Origin of the sequence: Pseudodesulfovibrio thermohalotolerans, from assembly GCF_021353295.2 — a bacterium.
GTDB lineage: Bacteria > Desulfobacterota > Desulfovibrionia > Desulfovibrionales > Desulfovibrionaceae > Pseudodesulfovibrio > Pseudodesulfovibrio thermohalotolerans.
This window is the reverse complement of sequence record NZ_CP120635.1, coordinates 698,156-713,833: the sequence shown is the minus strand read 5'-3', so window position 1 is coordinate 713,833 and position 15,678 is coordinate 698,156. Positions and strand designations below refer to the sequence as shown.

The following is a 15,678-nucleotide window of genomic DNA, read 5'->3' as shown; positions in this document are numbered from 1 at the left end:
AAATTATTAACATTATTGTTCCCCTTTCTCCTCGCACCTTGGCACGCACAATGCTTTGATCCGGATACCCGTGCTTACGCCGGGCCAATTTTGGAATGAAGGAGAACGGGAATGAGAAAGAGAGAAGAAAGACGCCGGGGGATGGCCGCAGTGGAATTCGCCCTGCTGCTTCCCGTCGTGCTGCTCTTGATCCTGCTTCTGATTGAGGGCGGCAACGCCATGCACACATACTCCTCGCTGGTGGAAGCCAGCCGGGAGGGCGCGCGGCACGTGCTCATGGAAGGCGAGACCGCCGACGTACAGAGCCTCGTCGCCGCCGTGCTCGCCGATTTCGACCCCGAAGACGTGTCCACCAACGTGACCACCGACCCCGTCGACAACACCGTCACAGTAGAGGTTTCCTATGTTTACAAGATTTTCGGATCGCAAAGCGGAGAAGGCATGTTCGGCGACAACGAGCCGTTTACGCTCGTCGCGCAGACAACCATGCCGCTTCCCTAGGGAATCCCGCAGGGGCTCCACCAGCGCCATCATGGCCCTGCTGCTCCCCATCCTTCTGGGAGTGGCGGGCATCGCCGTGGACATGGGCAACATGTACATGACCCATACCAAGCTCCAGGCCGCCGTCGACGCGGGCGCGCTCGCCGGGAGCCTGCAACTGCCCTATGACCCCGACCTGACCAAGGGCATCGTCAACAAGGCCGTGAACGACATGGTCGCCGCCAACATGGAAAGCGCCGAGGTCACAAGCATCGCGGCGGGCACCGAAATCCGCAGCGTCAAGGTCACGGCCCGGGCCACGGTCAACATGCTCCTCATGGAAGTGCTCGGACTCGCCGACCAGGAAGTTCAGGCCAGCGCCGTGGCGGGCTTCAACAAGCTCGAAGTCGTCTTTGTCATCGACAACTCAGGCTCCATGCGCGGCACGCCCATCACCCTGGTCAGACAGGCCTCCGCCGAACTGACCGACCTGCTCATTCCCGACGGAGCATCGCCCGACACCAAGGTCGGCCTGGTTCCCTTCCGCGGAAAGATTCGTCTCGGCGCCGACGTGGACGGCCATTCCGCAGGCTGCCAGAACGCGGACGGCTCGCTCAACAACGGCATTCACGAAGATTTCATGGATGAATACAACGCCCTGCCGTACTACTACAAATACAGCATCGCCCTGGACACCTGCTCCAGCATCCCGACCGTACAGGCGCTCAGCCAGAACAAGAACGAAATCATCCAGTCCATAAATTCCCAGACCGCTCAAGGCGCGGCCTCGGGCACGCTCATCTCGGAAGGCATCAAGTGGGGACGGAACCTCCTCACCCCGGCACCGCCCTTCACCCAGGCCGGCAGCAAGGAAGACTTCCGCAAGATCATGATCGTGCTCACCGACGGCGACACCGAGGACGGCGAGTGCGGCGGTCCCTACCGCGCCACCTATCGGCCCAACGTCTACTGGACCAACGCCTACTACGGCATGGGCGTGGACACGGCCCACTGCGAGGACGGCGGCGTCCTCAACCAGGAAACCCTCGACGAGGCCCAGGCGGCCAAGGACGCGGGCATCGAGATCTTCACCATCCGCTTCGGCTCCTCGGACAACGTCGACATCCAGCTCATGAAGGAGATCGCCTCAAGCAAGGAAGGGACCGACGACCACTACTTCGACGCCCCGTCCGTGTACGACATTCCCGACATCTTCAAGCAGATCGGCAAGCAGCTCGGCTGGCGACTGCTGTAAGGGAGGTTTTGAGCCATGCGCAACAATAGAAAGAACGCCCGCCGAGGCTTGGCCGCCGTGGAAACGGCTCTGATCCTGCCCATCATGTTCATGCTGGTGATGGCCGTGATCGAAGGCGGCAACGCCGTCTACGCCTGGGTAACGGTGCAAAAGGCCGCCCAGCTAGGTTCACGGTACGCGGCCACGGGCCGGGGAGCCGACGAAGGCACCCGTCTGGCCGACATCATCGCGGCCACCCAAGCGGGACTGACCACCCTGGACTCGGCCAACGTCAAGATCACGGTCCGCTCCTGGCCCGACCTGGCGGCCAACGGCGACGGCATCGACAACGACCCTGGCGCGCCCTGCCAGTTGGCTGAAGTGGCGGTGGTATACGACTACAAGCCCTTCACTCCTCTCGTAAGCCCTCTGCTTCCCGAGACCATCCCCCTCAAGGGATTCGACCGCAAGGTCAACGAACCATGGAAGCCGTGCGAATAATACGCAACACGTCCGACGACAAAAGGCCCCCTACCGGGGCCTTTTTTTCTGCGCCCACAACTCGAAACAATAATTGGTATTGATATAAGCCTCAACCTGCTCTAATCTGGGGCCATCGATATTTCAGGATATGTAAACCCATCAACAATGGAGATTCGAGCCGTGGACGACTATCCGGCCATTCTGGGCGTGTACTCGCTGCAAATCCAAGCCGACGTGGGGACCGGCCACACTTCGGTGAGTCACGCCAACATCACATACTGGTACGCCCGCCAACTTTCTCCCGAGCAATTCGAAATCCAGCCCCTCAACGCCCATCATGTCCCCTCCGGAGTGCGCAGCGTCCTTGGCGAGCTGGATTTCCTCCGCCAGTACACCCCGGAACCGACCTACTACCGCGTGCATACGGTCCCGGCCTTGGAAACCCTCAGACGCAAGATCGAGATGGGCCAGGAGGCCTTTTCCAAGGGCAACCTGGACGAGGCCGAGCGGCAGTTCCTCAAGGCCCTGATGATCGACGACAAGAACATCGACGCCAATTACGGGCTGGGCGAGGTCTATTCCGAGAAAAAACAATTCGACAAGCTCAAGAAGGTCCTCGACACCCTGCTCGGTCTGGACGAGGCATTTACCTTTGAGTTCCGCAATAAGTTCAACTCGTTCGGCATCTCTCTGCGCAAGAATGGCCACTACGACGAGTCCATCCGCTACTACGAAAAGTCCCTGGAAATCGTGAACACGGACGAGAACGTCTACTTCAACCTCGCCCGCGTCTACTACGAAAAAGGCAGCAGCGACTCTTGCATGGACAACCTCGAACAGGCGTTGAAGATCAACCCCGCCTTTGTCGAGGCGCAAAAATTCCTCAACTATTGCCGGAAACACGCCTGATCCGGGACACCGCGACACCGGGACACCGCGACCCGTTTTCTTCTCCACCGGCTCTTGCCAAGCGCGTTCACGTGGTTATTTATCACATATACTCATGTATAATTAGCTCGGTCTTCACGCCGGGCCATTCGATACTCCAGCCACGGAGGACACTATGCCCAACATGGATTACCCCGGACCGTGCCTCTCCTGCATAGACCACAGTTGCGGACTGTGGGATGAAAACATCACGGAGAGCAAGGACGAACGCAACGACGAGGAAGACCGCGATTGACAACCCTGAGCGGTAGATAAGGTAGTGAAAAGGCCCGGATAAATGTCCGGGCCTTTTTTTGCCTCCGGCGGCCGGGGGAAGGGGAGGAAAAACCCTTTGAAAAGGGTTCTTTCCTCCCCTTCCCCCGGACCCCCATCCCCTTCTTTTCCTAAACTTCTTATGCCGCTTTGCGGATAAGGACACAGGGAGGGATTTTCTTTTTCGCAAGTTGCCGCTCGACCACACGAGAAGTTTGTTTTCCTGCGTCTTGAAGCGACTCGAAGCGACTCGGGCGTGACTCGGTCATCCCGACAGCACCTCTCCGCGCCAAAAATCCCCGGCCGTCATTTTCCTAATCTTCACCCATGGAGCGATTCGGGTGCTCCAGCACCCGACAACGGCTCTCCGTGCTAGGAATAGGCTTGGGAGAGTGGGGGAGCTGTGCATTTTCTCCCGGGGGGCTTTCACCGCAGCGTAGCCGTCTACGTGAGGATGAAAGCCCCCCGGGAAAAATGTGCAGATGCCCCGCTATCCCAAGCCGCGCCCGGCCGTTACTCCTTCACAGAGCCCGCAAGCAAGCCGCGAATGAAGTATCTCCCGAGGAAGATGTAGATGGCCAACACAGGCAGGGCCGCCATGATGGAACCGGCCATGGGCAGGTTCCAGGTCACGGCCTGTCCGCCGGCCAGATTGGCCAGTCCCACGGTGATGGGGTTGGCCGTGTGCCGGGTCAAACAAATGCCCCAGAGGAATTCATTCCAGATCTGGGTGAACTGCCACAGGGACGTGACCACGAACCCCGGAATGGACAGGGGGAAGACGATGCGCAGGTAGATGGAGAAAAAGCCCGCGCCGTCCAGCTTGGCCGATTCGACGAGGGCGGTGGGAATCTGCGCGTAGAAGTTGCGGAAAATGAGCGAGGTGATGGGCAGGCCGTAAACGATGTGGGCCAGGATCAGCCCGGGAAGCCCGCCGTAGAGGTTCATGGCCCGCAGCGTCTGGAAGAGCGGGATCAGGATGACCTGATACGGGATGAACATGCCGAACAGGAACAGCGTGAAGATAACCTCGGACCCCTTGAACTGCCATTTGGAGAAGACATAGCCATTGAGGGAGCCGAGCATGGTGGACCCTATCGTGGCGCAGATGGTCAGGATGATGGAGTTGATGAAATCGGGCTTCAACTTCTCGATAGCCTGGGAGAAGCTGGACCAGTTGATGACGGACGGCCATTCCCAGGCTGTGGGCAGGCTGATGTCCGCAGGCATCTTCAAGGCGGTCACGGCCGCCATGTAGGCGGGCATGAGGAAGAAGAGCGCGAGCAGGGTCAGGGTTCCGTAGAGGAACACGCTGCCGAGGGTGAATTTTCGGGTAATCATCTAACGTCTCCCCCGCTGCCGGTACTGGCCTATGAGATAGGGCACGATGAACATGGCCGCGATAAGGAAAAGGACGATGGCGATGGCCGCGCCCTTGGCGAAATCATTGGCACGGAAGGTCGTCAGGTACATGGTCAGCGCCGGGTGGCCGGTGGCGGCGTTGTCCGGTCCGGTCATGGCGAAGATCAGGTCGAACATCTTCAGCGAGATGTGCGACAGGATGATGACCGCGGAAATGGTGATCGGCTTGAGCATGGGGATGGCCACGTGCCGGTAGTAACCCGCCTGGGACGCGCCGTCGAGCATGGCCGCGTCGCGCAGGTCCTGGGAAATGCCGTTGAACCCGGCGAGGTAGAGGGCCATCGTATAGCCTGAATACTGCCAGATGGTGGCGATGATGATTCCGAGCGTCGCCAGGTTGAAGCCATGCTCCTCCTCCATGAACAGAGCGCTCGGGATGATGTCGCCGAACAGCCAGACAAAGGCCCCGAGCGCGATGCCGGGAACAAGCCATCGTTTTATGGCCTTGGACTGGTCTTTCCGGAGCATGTACACGCCCGTCAGGATGAGAATGAAGGCGGCGAAGGAGACCAGGATGCGCAGGATGTCCTGCCAGTTGAAGACCAGCACGGCCGACTGGCTGGACAGCCACTTGAAGTTCAGGGGGTCGAAGCCGAAGTATTTGGGCAACACATTGACCCCGCCCTGGGGCGCGAGCAGCCACCGCCAGATGGTTCCTGAAACGATGAAGGACAGGGACATGGGATAGAGGAAGATGGTCCGCAACACGTCCTCGCCCTTGGGCTTCTGATCGAGAAGGATGGCGATGAACATGCCGAGCCCCACGGCCCCGGCCAGAAGCATGACCGAATAATAGACCGCGTTGACCAAATCCTGGCGGAATCCGCTGCCCAGGAACCCGGTGAACAGGTCGATGTAGTTTTCCAGGCCGACGAAATTCTTCTCGGGGACGAGTGCCAGCGAGCCCACGCCGCCCCAGTCGGTCATGGAGGTCCAGATGGTGTTGCCGATAAATCCGTAGACGAAAACGCCGATGAGGATCATGGACGGAAGGAGCGTCAAAAACGCTTTCCATTTGTCGCGCGAGGCTTCCCGCATAAGCAAATCCGGTTGTTTCGGGCCGCCACGCGCCGGGGATGCTCCCCGGCGCGGCGCGCGGCCGTTATGTTGTTCTCTTAGATCCCGGCCTTCTTGGCGAGCTGTGCGCAAGCCTTGGAGGCAGCCTGGGGATTCTTGCTCTTCAGGAACATCTCCATGATGGAGGCGAAACCGCCCATGAAGGTCTCGTTGGCGGCGACGCCGTGAGCCAGGGAGCCGACCACACGGTCACCGGCCCAGTCCTTGGCGGCGGACTTCAGGTAGTCGTTGTATTTGGACAGGTCGGAGTCCTTGCGCGCGGAGATGGAGCCCTTGAGCGGGTTAAAGGTGTCGGAGCCCTCTCGGGAGCCCAGGACCTTCAGCCAGGCGAGAGCGTTGTCGCGATGCGGAGCGCCCTTGGGCAGGCCGAAGGAGTCGGCCAGGAACATGAACTCGCCGGAAGTGCCCGGAGACGGGACCCAGCCGTAGCCTTTGCCAGGCATGAGCTTCTTGGTGGTGGTCATGTAGCCCGCGGCCCAGTCGCCCATGATGTTGAAGGCGGCGCGGCCGTCAAGAACCATGTCGGTGGCCTGCTGCCAGGACAGGGACGAAGCGTCGCTGTTGGTGTACTGCAGGACCTTGCCGAACAGTTCCCACGCCTTGACCACTTCGGGGGAATCGAAGGACAGGCTGCCGGCCCACAGGGCGTCCCAATTGTCGGGGCCCATGGAGGCCAGGGCAACGGATTCCCACAGGTGGTTGGCGGTCCAGTTCTGGGCCAGGGCCAGAGGCACGATGCCCTGCGCCTTCAGCTTTTCGGCGGCGGCGAAGAAGTCGTCCCAGGTCTTGGGAGCCTCGATGCCCCATTTCTTCAAGTTGGCGGGCACATACCACATCACGTTGGAGCGGTGGATGTTGACCGGCACGGACCAGATGCCGTTTTCGGTGCCGATAAGCTTGATGAGGCCTTCGGGGAAGACGTCCAGCCAGCCCTGCTCCTTGAACAGCGGAGTCAGGTCTTCCATGCGGTCGGCCTTGACCCACGTGCCGATGAGTTCCTGGCCCGCGTGGACCTGGAAGGAATCCGGCGGCTCGCCGCCGAGCATACGGGTCTTGAGAACCGCCTTGGCGTTGACGCCGGAACCGCCGGTCACGGTGGCGTTGATGACGTTCACGCCGGGGTTCTGTTTCTTGTAGATGTCGATCAGTGCGGCGAGAGCCGGGCCTTCGTCGCCGGCCCACCAGGAAAATATCTCTAAATCACCCTTCAGATCGCTCGCCTGAGCGGCTTGCGGAGCGCCGATCAGCAGCGCGGCCGCAAACACGATCAACATTTTCGCAAAGACCTTTTTCATACGTACCTCCTACAGGTTTCAAACTCAACTTTTTTCCAATCAATTATCAATTAAATCAAATATATGTCAGGCCGTAAATTTAATAAATGGCCAGCTCCGTCTCCGGGTCGAACAGGACCATGCGATCGAATTCGAAACCAATGGGGATGATCTCGCCGGGATGGGCGACCACGCGGCCCTCCACCTCGGCTATGAGCTTGTTTTCACCGTCCACGACGATTTCGAGATGAGAGTGGCCGCCCAGGATTTCGGAAACCACCACTTCGCCATGGCACAACCACTCCTCGGGCAGCTTGCGGATGCGGTCGCCCATCTTGATGGAGTCCGGGCGAATGCCCGCCAGCACGGGCGCGCCGTCCTTCATGGACTCGCTCAGGCCGCCCACCACCGGGAACTTCGAGGGACCGGCCTGGACGAACCGGCGGCCGTCCTCCACGCGGAAGGTCCCTTCCAGGATATTCATGGGCGGGTTGCCGATGAACCGGGCCACGAAGGCGTTGACGGGCCGCTCGAAGACCTCGATGGGCGTGCCCACCTGCTGGATGTACCCGTCCTTGAGGATGACGATCCGGTCGGCCAGTGTCATGGCCTCGATCTGGTCGTGGGTGACGTAGATGGTCGTTGTCGCCAGCCGCAGATGCATCTTCCTCAGCTCCATGCGCATCTGGGTCCGCAACTGCGCGTCGAGGTTGGAGAGCGGCTCGTCGAAAAGGAACACGTCCGGATTGCGCACGATGGCCCGGCCCATGGCCACGCGCTGCCGCTGGCCGCCGGACAGTTCGGACGGCTTGCGGTCCAGGTAGGGCAGCAATTCGAGAACCCGCGCGGCCTCCTCGACCTTGGCGTCGACGTCGTTCCCGGTCTCCTTGCGCATTTTCAGCGAGAAGGACATGTTGTCGCGCACGGACATGTGCGGATACAGGGCGTAGTTCTGGAAAACCATGGCCACGTTGCGGTCCTTGGGCGAAACTTGGTTGACCACCCGGTCCCCGATGAGCACCTCGCCGCTGCTGATAGGCTCCAGCCCCGCAATCATCCGCAGCACCGTGGACTTGCCGCAGCCGGACGGCCCTACCAGGACGATGAATTCGTTGTCTTCCACCTCCAGATCGATGCCGTGAACCACTTCCACGTCGCCGAACCGCTTGACCACATTCTTCAATTGCACATTCGCCATACTGTCCGTCTCTTTGTTTCTCCGCAAAACCGGATTGAGCTACTTCACGAAAAACCTGTACAAAATCGATTGCTTGTATGCCTCGCCAGGGCGAAGCGTCACCTGCGGGAAGGCCCCATGTCCCGGCGCATCCACAAACCCCTGGGGCTCAAGGCATAATCCCGACCATTCACCATACACCGCCCCGCCCTTGCCGGGCAACCCTTCCGGGATATGATTACCGGAATAGAACTGCACGCACGGCTGGGTGGTCCAGACCTCCATGCCCCGCCCGGCCACCGGCTCGAACACCGAGGCGGCCAGCCGCAGCCCGTTCCGGTCATCCAACACGTAACAATGATCGTAACCATGGGGGGCGGCAAACGGCGGAAAGTCCTCGCCAATGCGTTCGCCGATACCGACCCCGTCCGAAAAATCGAGTGGCGTTTCGGCCACATCGGCCAGCCGCCCGGTGGGAATCAACTCCCCGTCGGTTTCCAGATACCGACGGGCGGGGATGGTCAGGACGTGGCCGAGACAGTTCTCGCCCGGCCTGCCGGACAGATTGAAATACCCGTGCCCGGTCAGGTTCAACGCCGTGGCCCGGTCCGTGGCCGCCGAAAAATCCAACCGAAGGCCGTCGGTCGTGAGGGTATAGACCGCCGAAACCGCGAGGTTGCCGGGGTATCCCTCCTCCCCGTCCGGGCTCTCGTAGGTCAGGGCCAGGCCCGAACCTATCTCGGTTTCGATGGAACTTGCCGTCCAAACCCGGCTGTGGAACCCGCCACGACCACCGTGCAAGTGATGACGTCCCAGATTGCGGTCCAGCTCGAATTCCTCCCCGTCCAGGATCAGTCGCGCCCCGCCGATGCGGTTGGCCACCCGCCCCACCAGCCGCCCGAAATAGCAACTGTCCGACAGGTAACCGTCAAGCGTGTCGTAGCCCAGGACCACGTCCGCCAGGTTGCCGTTCCTGTCCGGGGCGGTCAGCCGGACGAGGGCTCCGCCGTAAGTGATGATGTCCGCTTCCATCCCCGCTTCGTTGGCCAAGGTGTAGAGGTCCACGTCCACGCCGTCTGGGGTGACGCCGAACCTGCGCTTGCTCAGTTGCATAGCCCCTCCCTCGGGGCCGAGGAACCCCGCACCCGCAGTTCGGTTTCGAGCACCACCGTTTCCGGCGTGAAGTCCGCGCCCTCGGCGAATTGCCGCAGCAGCAGGGAAACGGCGGTCCGCCCCATATCGAAGGCGGGCTGGTAAACCGTGGTCAGGGCCGGGTCGATGAGCGCCGCCGCAGGGGTGTCGGAAAACCCGACCAGGGCGACGTCGTCCGGAATGCGCACCCCGGCTTCCTTGAACCGGGTGTACAGCCCCACGGCCACGGGATCGTTGATGGCCAAAATAGCCTCGGGCAGCTCGTCCATGGCCAGATACAGCTCGGCTCCGGCCCGGCCGTCCTCCTCGCGATACCCCCCGAAAAGGTGAAATTCCTCTTCCAGCGGCAGCCCGTGGGCCGCGAGGGCGTCGCGATATCCTTCGAACCGCTTGCGGTTGAGCGCGATGCCCGCCTGTCCGGCCATGTGCCCGATCCGCCGGTAGCCCGCCGCGATGAGATGCTCCACCGCGCCGAAGGAAGCGGCGTAGTCGTCCACCACCACCTTGCCGGTGTCGAGTTCCTCCACCACCCTGTCGAACTGGACCAGGGGCACGTTCTGCCGGATCACCCGCGCCAGGTGGTCGAAGCGGGTGGTTTCGGAGGATATGGCGATGAGCAAACCGGCGACGCGGTTGGACACCAGGGCCTGAACGTTGAGAATTTCGCGGGCCAGGGTCTCGTTGGACTGGCAGACCATGATGGTGTAGCCGTTGTCGTAGGCTACTTCTTCTACACCGCTGATAGCGTTGGAGAAAAAATGATGTCGGATTTCGGGGACGATGACCCCGATGACGTTGCTGCGTTTCTTTTGCAGGGACTGGGCGAGCTGGTTCGGGTGATAGTGGTATTTTTCCGCGGCATCAGCCACCCGCTGCCGGGTTGCCTGGCTGATGTCCGGATGGCCGCGCAGGGCGCGAGACACCGTGGACGGCGACACGCCCAGCTTGCGGGCCAGGTCCTTTATGGTGAACTGGCTCATGTGCGGCCCTCCCCCTGAAGGCGGATGCGCTCGAATCCGGGCCTGCGCACCTTGAGGGACATGACCGATCCCGGCCCGAAGACCTCTTCCATGAAGACCGTGTAGGCGGCCAGCCGCTTCTCGGGCACATAGGCCTGGATGGTCCCGGCGAATCCGCCGCCCTGGATGCGGTACGCGCCCATGCCCCGCAGGAACCGCTCGGTCAGGATCAAGGCGATCGGGATGGGCTGGGACAGCGGATCAACGGCCGAAATGCAGTTCTGCAAGAGCCGCCAGGAGGAATCGCCGGACCGGCGGACCAGGTCGAGAAACGGGGCCATGCGGCCGCGTGACAGGACCCGCGCCTGCTCGACGGCGCGGTTCGTCTCCTCGATGAAATGGATGAGCCGGAGCGCTCCGCGATCCCCGGCGGCCTCGCGCACCCGCCCGATGTGGGACAGGACCGCGTCCACGGTCAGCCCGCGCGCATTTTCCTGCCCCAAGGCGCGGGCGGCCCGGCGCATTTCCTCCGGGATGGCCGCGTAATCCGGGGTCAGGTCGGCGTGGCTGCCGCCCGTGTCCACCACGGTCAGGCGATAGCCTGTCCCCTCGAAATCGAAACCCACCCGGGTCATAGCCGGTTGGGCCGGATCGGCGAAATCGATGGAAAGAATGCCCTGGGCCGCGCAGGAAAGCTGATCCATGAGGCCGCACGGCTTGCCGAAATGGGTGTTCTCCGCGCCGCGGCCCGCCACGGCCAGTTCAAGCGGCGGACACTGCCCTTCGTTGAAAAGCTCGCTGAAAATCCGTCCGATCAGAACCTCGAAGGCGGCCGAGGAACTCAGTCCCGCGCCCATTGGCACCGTGCCGTCCACCCGGGCGTCGAATCCGGCGATCCGGCGGCCGTTCGCGGCCAGTTCGGCGGCCACTCCGCGCACCAGCGCCATGGGGGTGCCTTCATCGCCGGGCCGGGGCGCGAGGTCGTCCAGGTCCACAAGAATCTCCTCGTCGAATCCCTTGGAACGGATGCGAACCACGGAGCCATTGTTGGGCCGGGCCGCCGCGAGGCAGTCGAAATGCACCGCCGCCGCCAGGACCACGCCCAGATTATGGTCGGTGTGGTTGCCGCCCAGTTCGGTCCTGCCCGGCGCGACGACCAGGGCTACGGGACCGGGGCCGATCCACTGCTCAAACCGGCTCACCAGATCAAGATAACGGGTTAGCTGGGCCGCCTTTTCCTCCGGGCGGTACAGCTCGGCCAGAACAGGATCCAGATCCCCACGGAGCAGGGCCTCGACGTATGCGGAGGTATCAAGCATCATTCGCCCTCCCCGCCGCCAAGCTCGTTCATGTAGTGAACCTCGGACTGCTCACGCAGTCGCGCCGCCGCGGACTCGGCGGTCAGGTCGCGCTGGGGCATGGCCATCATCTCGAAACCGACCATGAACTTGCGCACCGTTCGCGAACGGAGCAGCGGCGGATAATAATGCAGATGGAAATGCCAGTGGGGATGCTCGCCGCCATCGGTCGGCGCCTGATGAATACCCATGGAATAGGGGAACGAGGTCTGGAAGAGATTGTCGTAGCGCACATTCAGCCGGATCATGGCGTCGGCCAGATCCATGCGCTGCGCCGGGGTCATTTCGAGAATATTGGCAAGATGCGCCTTGGGCAGAATCATGGCTTCGAACGGCCACAAGGCCCAGAACGGCACCAGGGCCGCGAAGGAATCGTTTTCAAAGATGATCCGCTCGCCCCGCGCAAGCTCGGTTTCCAAGTAGGCGCAGAGCAGACACTCGCCCTTGTCCCGGAGGTGCTCGGCCTGATGGACGCCCTCGGTGGCCGGGTACATGGGCACGCTGCGGGTGGCCCATATCTGGCCGTGGGGATGCGGATTGGAGCAGCCCATGGCCGCCCCCCGGTTCTCGAAAATCTGCACATAGCCGATGTCGTCCCGCCCGCCGAGCTGCCGGAACTCGTCGCACCACACGTTCACCACGCGCGATGCCTGTTCGCGGTCCATCCGGGCCAGGGTCAGATCGTGACGCGGCGAGTAGCAGATAACCCGGCAAACGCCCGTCTCGGGCTCGGCCACAAGCAGTTCATCCCCGAGTCCGCCGGGAGCGGGGGAAGACGACTCAGGCAAAAGCGCCGCGAAATCGTTGGTGAAGACAAATGTGCCGGTGTACTCGGGATTGACCGCGCCGCCCGCCCGCCCGTTGCCGGGACAAAGGTAGCAGTTTTCGTCGTAGGCGGGCAGAGTTTCGCGGTCCGGCTCCTCCTGCTGTCCCTGCCATGGACGCTTGGTGCGATGCGGCGAAACCAGCACCCATTCCCCGGTGAGCCGGTTCAATCGCCTGTGCGGATTGTCCTCGAAAAACATGCCTTCCCCTCAACCTCTTGAAATCGTTCCCGGAGAAAGAAAACTGTCCGCCATATCCGCCCTTTCGGGCCTCAACGCAAACGTTGCCGCAAACGTTTGCGGCACACTGCAAAAAAAATCACAGAATCGTCACCTTGTCAACAAGGCCCGGGAGAAAAGCGCGCCTGTCGAAGGCAAACGCGGGAGGGTTATCGCAGACTGGGATATTCCCGTCTGATATCCTCGTAGCGTCCGCATTCCCTGAGCTTGCGCAGCCCGGAGTTGAACCGGTCCATGAGCGCGCGGGCAAAGGGTTCGCGACGGCTGAGAATGAGGTGGTTGGTTTCAGAGAAAATGGGGCGGGAATGCGGAACGACAAGGTCCTCGCCCGCGTGAATCCGGTTGGCAAGGATGAAAAGCCCCACAGCCCTGTTGCAGGCGTAGACATCCATCCTTCCGGCGATAAGCATCTTCATCCCCGAGACATAATCCCGGGCCACGTCGAGCTTTCCCCCTTTCCCGCCCAGGATCTCTTCAAAAGGGAATTCCTCGGCGCTTCCCAGGGTGACGCCCACCCGCAGGTCGCGCACGTCTTCCAGGGTCCGCCAATCGAAGGGTTTGTCCTTGCGGAAAAAGAAGACCCTTTCGGATTCGAAGACCGGGTCGCTGAACAAAAACCGCGCCGTACGGTCCTCCATGGGCAGCCAACCGGCGGACCCAACGGCCGGGCCGCGAGCGGCCGTTTCCAGGGCGCGCCGCCAGGGAACGAACTCGAATTGGACCTTGATCCCCTCCAGGGCGAAACTTTCGCTTATGACGCGGTTGGCGAACCCGCCTCCGGGCATGGCCTCGGAATAGAACGGGGGCCACTCCCCGGAAGTCAGAAGGACAACGTCGGGAACATCCGCGGCCCGGGCGGGGACGGCGCAAAGGAAGAGGCACCACAGCAGCAACGCCGAAAGGCGCGGCAACCGCCGGTTTTTCAAAGAGATCTGAGCCTGATCCATTCCGTTAGACCATCACTCCGCCACCTGTGACAGAATCTGGCCGACAACGGCGGCGGCCGGAACGGAAAAACACAGCCGCCCTTCGGCTTCACCGAAAAACACATCCAGGTAAACCATGTCCCCGTGCTGGAAACTCGTTCCGGCCACGCCGGTCAGCAGCGGCAACTCCAGCATCTCGGACAGGTCGAACTCCAGTGGAATCATGCCCTCACGCTCCGGGCCCATGTCGGACTGGGACATTTGGGTCAGCGCATCGGCCAGGGAAGCGCAGGCCGACAGGGAAACGGGCAGATAAAGCTGGTTGAACCGGAAGAGGCAGACCTCATGGTCCTCCAGCAGCGTGGCCTCGGGCGGATCGGACAACACCTGGAACAGGTAGGGGCCATCGCCTCCAAATTCAATTCTACGGCCTTGATCGGACACGGCTCCTCCTAGTCCATATATGAACAACAGTAGTCGGTCACGGTAATGACCTTGACGCGAAACTTGGCGTCGCCGGGGACGTTGAAGCTCTGCCCGGCGGTCATGGCCACCCATTCGTCGAAGCCGGGCAACTGGACGGAAAGCTCGCCGGCGGTGATCTCCATGAATTCGGGCTTCTCGGTTCCGAACTCATATTCGCCGGGGAGCATGATGCCGAGCGTCTTCACGCTGCCGTCGCTCAGTGTGATGGTCCGGCTGGTTACCTTGCCGTCATAATAGACGTTTGCCTTTTTGTTGATGGTCGCGTTGGCGAATGCGGTCATGCTCTCTCCGGTTGCTGGTGGCTGGTTCGCGGGGATATCCGCGCTTGCGTGGTGTCGATTTCCGTTTATACTGGGTGGCGGCAATCACCGTCAACCCTGGGGGACCCATGAAAACAGTCCGTATCGGCGTTCTTTCCACGGCCAAGATCGGCCGCACCAAGGTAATACCGGGGATGCGCCAGGCCTCGAACTGCGAGGTCACGGCCATCGCCTCCCGCGACGAGGACCGCGCCCGCCGGGCCGCACTGGAGCTGAACATTCCCAAAGCCTATGGCAGCTACGAAGATCTGCTGGGCGATCCCGACATCGACGCGGTCTACATTCCGCTGCCCAACCACCTGCATACGCCCTGGGCCAAGGCCGCCCTCGAAGCGGGCAAGCACGTGCTCTGCGAAAAGCCCGTGGCCCTGACCTCGGACGAGGCCCAGACCCTGCTCGACGCCGCCGCCGAGCATCCGAAGCTCAAGATAATGGAGGCGTTCATGTACCGCTTCCATCCGCAGTGGATCAAAACCGCGGAGCTTGTCCGGTCCGGGGCCATCGGTGAAACGACCGCCATCCAGTCCTTCTTCTCCTATTACAACGACGACCCCGCCAACATACGGAACATGGCCGACATAGGCGGCGGCGGGCTCATGGACATAGGCTGCTACAGCATCTCCCTGTCCCGACTTATCTTCGATTCCGAACCCGAACGCGTCGCGGGTTTCTCCGACATCGACCCCGAGTTCAACACCGACCGGCTTTTCTCCGGCATGATGGACTTCGGCGGCAGGATATCCTCCTTCACCTGCTCCACGCAGCTCACCCCCTACCAGCAAGTCGACATCTTCGGCACCACGGGCCGCATCCAGATTCCCATCCCCTTCAACGCCCCGCCCGACAGGCCGTGCATCATCCTTCTCCAGGACGACGCGGCGGGAGTCATCGAGACCATCACCTTCGACGCCTACGACCAGTACGCCATCCAGGCCGAACTGTTCGCCGAGGCCATCCTTGAGAACACGGATGTGCCCACCCCGCTCTCCGACGCCTTCGACAATATGCACGTTCTCGAAACACTCGCCCGAAGCGCCCGCCTCGGGGAATGGCTCGCCTGCTGACC

At 61.8% G+C, this 15,678-nt stretch carries 16 protein-coding genes; 5 read left to right on the top strand and 11 right to left on the bottom strand.

Annotated elements, in window-relative coordinates:
- The first annotated feature begins 111 nt into the window (after window positions 1-111).
- From LF599_RS03260 to LF599_RS03245, 4 genes are all read left to right on the top strand, one after another.
- Entirely contained in the window at window positions 112-501 is a 390-nt protein-coding gene (locus tag LF599_RS03260; RefSeq protein WP_269942834.1) for a TadE/TadG family type IV pilus assembly protein, read from the top strand.
- Window positions 404-1,735 (top strand): pilus assembly protein TadG-related protein, encoded by a 1,332-nt coding sequence (locus LF599_RS03255; RefSeq protein ID WP_279522274.1) that lies wholly within the window; start codon window positions 404-406, stop codon window positions 1,733-1,735. The genes LF599_RS03260 and LF599_RS03255 overlap by 98 nt, the downstream gene beginning before the upstream one ends.
- A gap of 15 nt (window positions 1,736-1,750) precedes the next feature.
- Window positions 1,751-2,215 carry a TadE/TadG family type IV pilus assembly protein gene (locus LF599_RS03250; RefSeq protein WP_269942833.1) on the top strand — a complete coding sequence of 155 codons (465 nt, stop codon included), beginning with the start codon at window positions 1,751-1,753 and terminating at the stop codon, window positions 2,213-2,215.
- A 153-nt stretch (window positions 2,216-2,368) separates the two neighbouring features.
- Window positions 2,369-3,106 (top strand): tetratricopeptide repeat protein, encoded by a 738-nt coding sequence (locus LF599_RS03245; RefSeq protein WP_279523073.1) that lies wholly within the window; start codon window positions 2,369-2,371, stop codon window positions 3,104-3,106.
- Between the two features lie 804 nt (window positions 3,107-3,910).
- Here the strand turns inward: LF599_RS03245 and LF599_RS03240 are convergent.
- From LF599_RS03240 to ppnP, 11 genes are all read right to left on the bottom strand, one after another.
- Window positions 3,911-4,738, bottom strand: a complete 828-nt coding sequence (locus tag LF599_RS03240) for a carbohydrate ABC transporter permease (protein ID WP_279522273.1) — start codon at window positions 4,736-4,738, stop codon at window positions 3,911-3,913.
- Window positions 4,739-5,857, bottom strand: coding sequence for a carbohydrate ABC transporter permease (locus tag LF599_RS03235; protein ID WP_279522272.1), 1,119 nt, complete (start codon window positions 5,855-5,857; stop codon window positions 4,739-4,741).
- 77 nt (window positions 5,858-5,934) lie between these two features.
- The gene (locus LF599_RS03230; RefSeq protein ID WP_279522271.1) at window positions 5,935-7,191 is read right to left on the bottom strand and encodes an ABC transporter substrate-binding protein; all 1,257 of its coding nucleotides are present in this window, start codon (window positions 7,189-7,191) and stop codon (window positions 5,935-5,937) included.
- Between the two features lie 79 nt (window positions 7,192-7,270).
- Entirely contained in the window at window positions 7,271-8,368 is a 1,098-nt protein-coding gene (locus tag LF599_RS03225; protein WP_269942826.1) for an ABC transporter ATP-binding protein, read from the bottom strand.
- 39 nt (window positions 8,369-8,407) lie between these two features.
- On the bottom strand, window positions 8,408-9,460 hold the full coding sequence (locus tag LF599_RS03220) for an aldose epimerase family protein (RefSeq protein ID WP_279522270.1): 1,053 nt from the start codon (window positions 9,458-9,460) through the stop codon (window positions 8,408-8,410).
- Window positions 9,451-10,479, bottom strand: coding sequence for a LacI family DNA-binding transcriptional regulator (locus LF599_RS03215; RefSeq protein ID WP_279522269.1), 1,029 nt, complete (start codon window positions 10,477-10,479; stop codon window positions 9,451-9,453). Before LF599_RS03215 ends, LF599_RS03220 begins: the two co-directional genes overlap by 10 nt.
- Window positions 10,476-11,780, bottom strand: a complete 1,305-nt coding sequence (locus LF599_RS03210) for a galactokinase (protein WP_279522268.1) — start codon at window positions 11,778-11,780, stop codon at window positions 10,476-10,478. Before LF599_RS03210 ends, LF599_RS03215 begins: the two co-directional genes overlap by 4 nt.
- Complete coding sequence (locus tag LF599_RS03205) at window positions 11,777-12,841, bottom strand: UDP-glucose--hexose-1-phosphate uridylyltransferase (RefSeq protein WP_279522267.1); 1,065 nt, start codon at window positions 12,839-12,841, stop codon at window positions 11,777-11,779. The genes LF599_RS03210 and LF599_RS03205 overlap by 4 nt, the downstream gene beginning before the upstream one ends.
- Before the next feature lie 188 nt (window positions 12,842-13,029).
- Window positions 13,030-13,827 carry a substrate-binding periplasmic protein gene (locus tag LF599_RS03200; RefSeq protein ID WP_279522266.1) on the bottom strand — a complete coding sequence of 266 codons (798 nt, stop codon included), beginning with the start codon at window positions 13,825-13,827 and terminating at the stop codon, window positions 13,030-13,032.
- Between the two features lie 12 nt (window positions 13,828-13,839).
- Window positions 13,840-14,250 carry a hypothetical protein gene (locus tag LF599_RS03195; RefSeq protein WP_269942819.1) on the bottom strand — a complete coding sequence of 137 codons (411 nt, stop codon included), beginning with the start codon at window positions 14,248-14,250 and terminating at the stop codon, window positions 13,840-13,842.
- Between the two features lie 8 nt (window positions 14,251-14,258).
- The gene (gene ppnP / locus LF599_RS03190; protein ID WP_269942818.1) at window positions 14,259-14,573 is read right to left on the bottom strand and encodes a pyrimidine/purine nucleoside phosphorylase; all 315 of its coding nucleotides are present in this window, start codon (window positions 14,571-14,573) and stop codon (window positions 14,259-14,261) included.
- Window positions 14,574-14,680: 107 nt separating this feature from the next.
- Between ppnP and LF599_RS03185 the strand changes: the two genes are divergently transcribed.
- Window positions 14,681-15,676 carry a Gfo/Idh/MocA family protein gene (locus LF599_RS03185; protein ID WP_279522265.1) on the top strand — a complete coding sequence of 332 codons (996 nt, stop codon included), beginning with the start codon at window positions 14,681-14,683 and terminating at the stop codon, window positions 15,674-15,676.
- Window positions 15,677-15,678 lie beyond the last annotated feature (2 nt).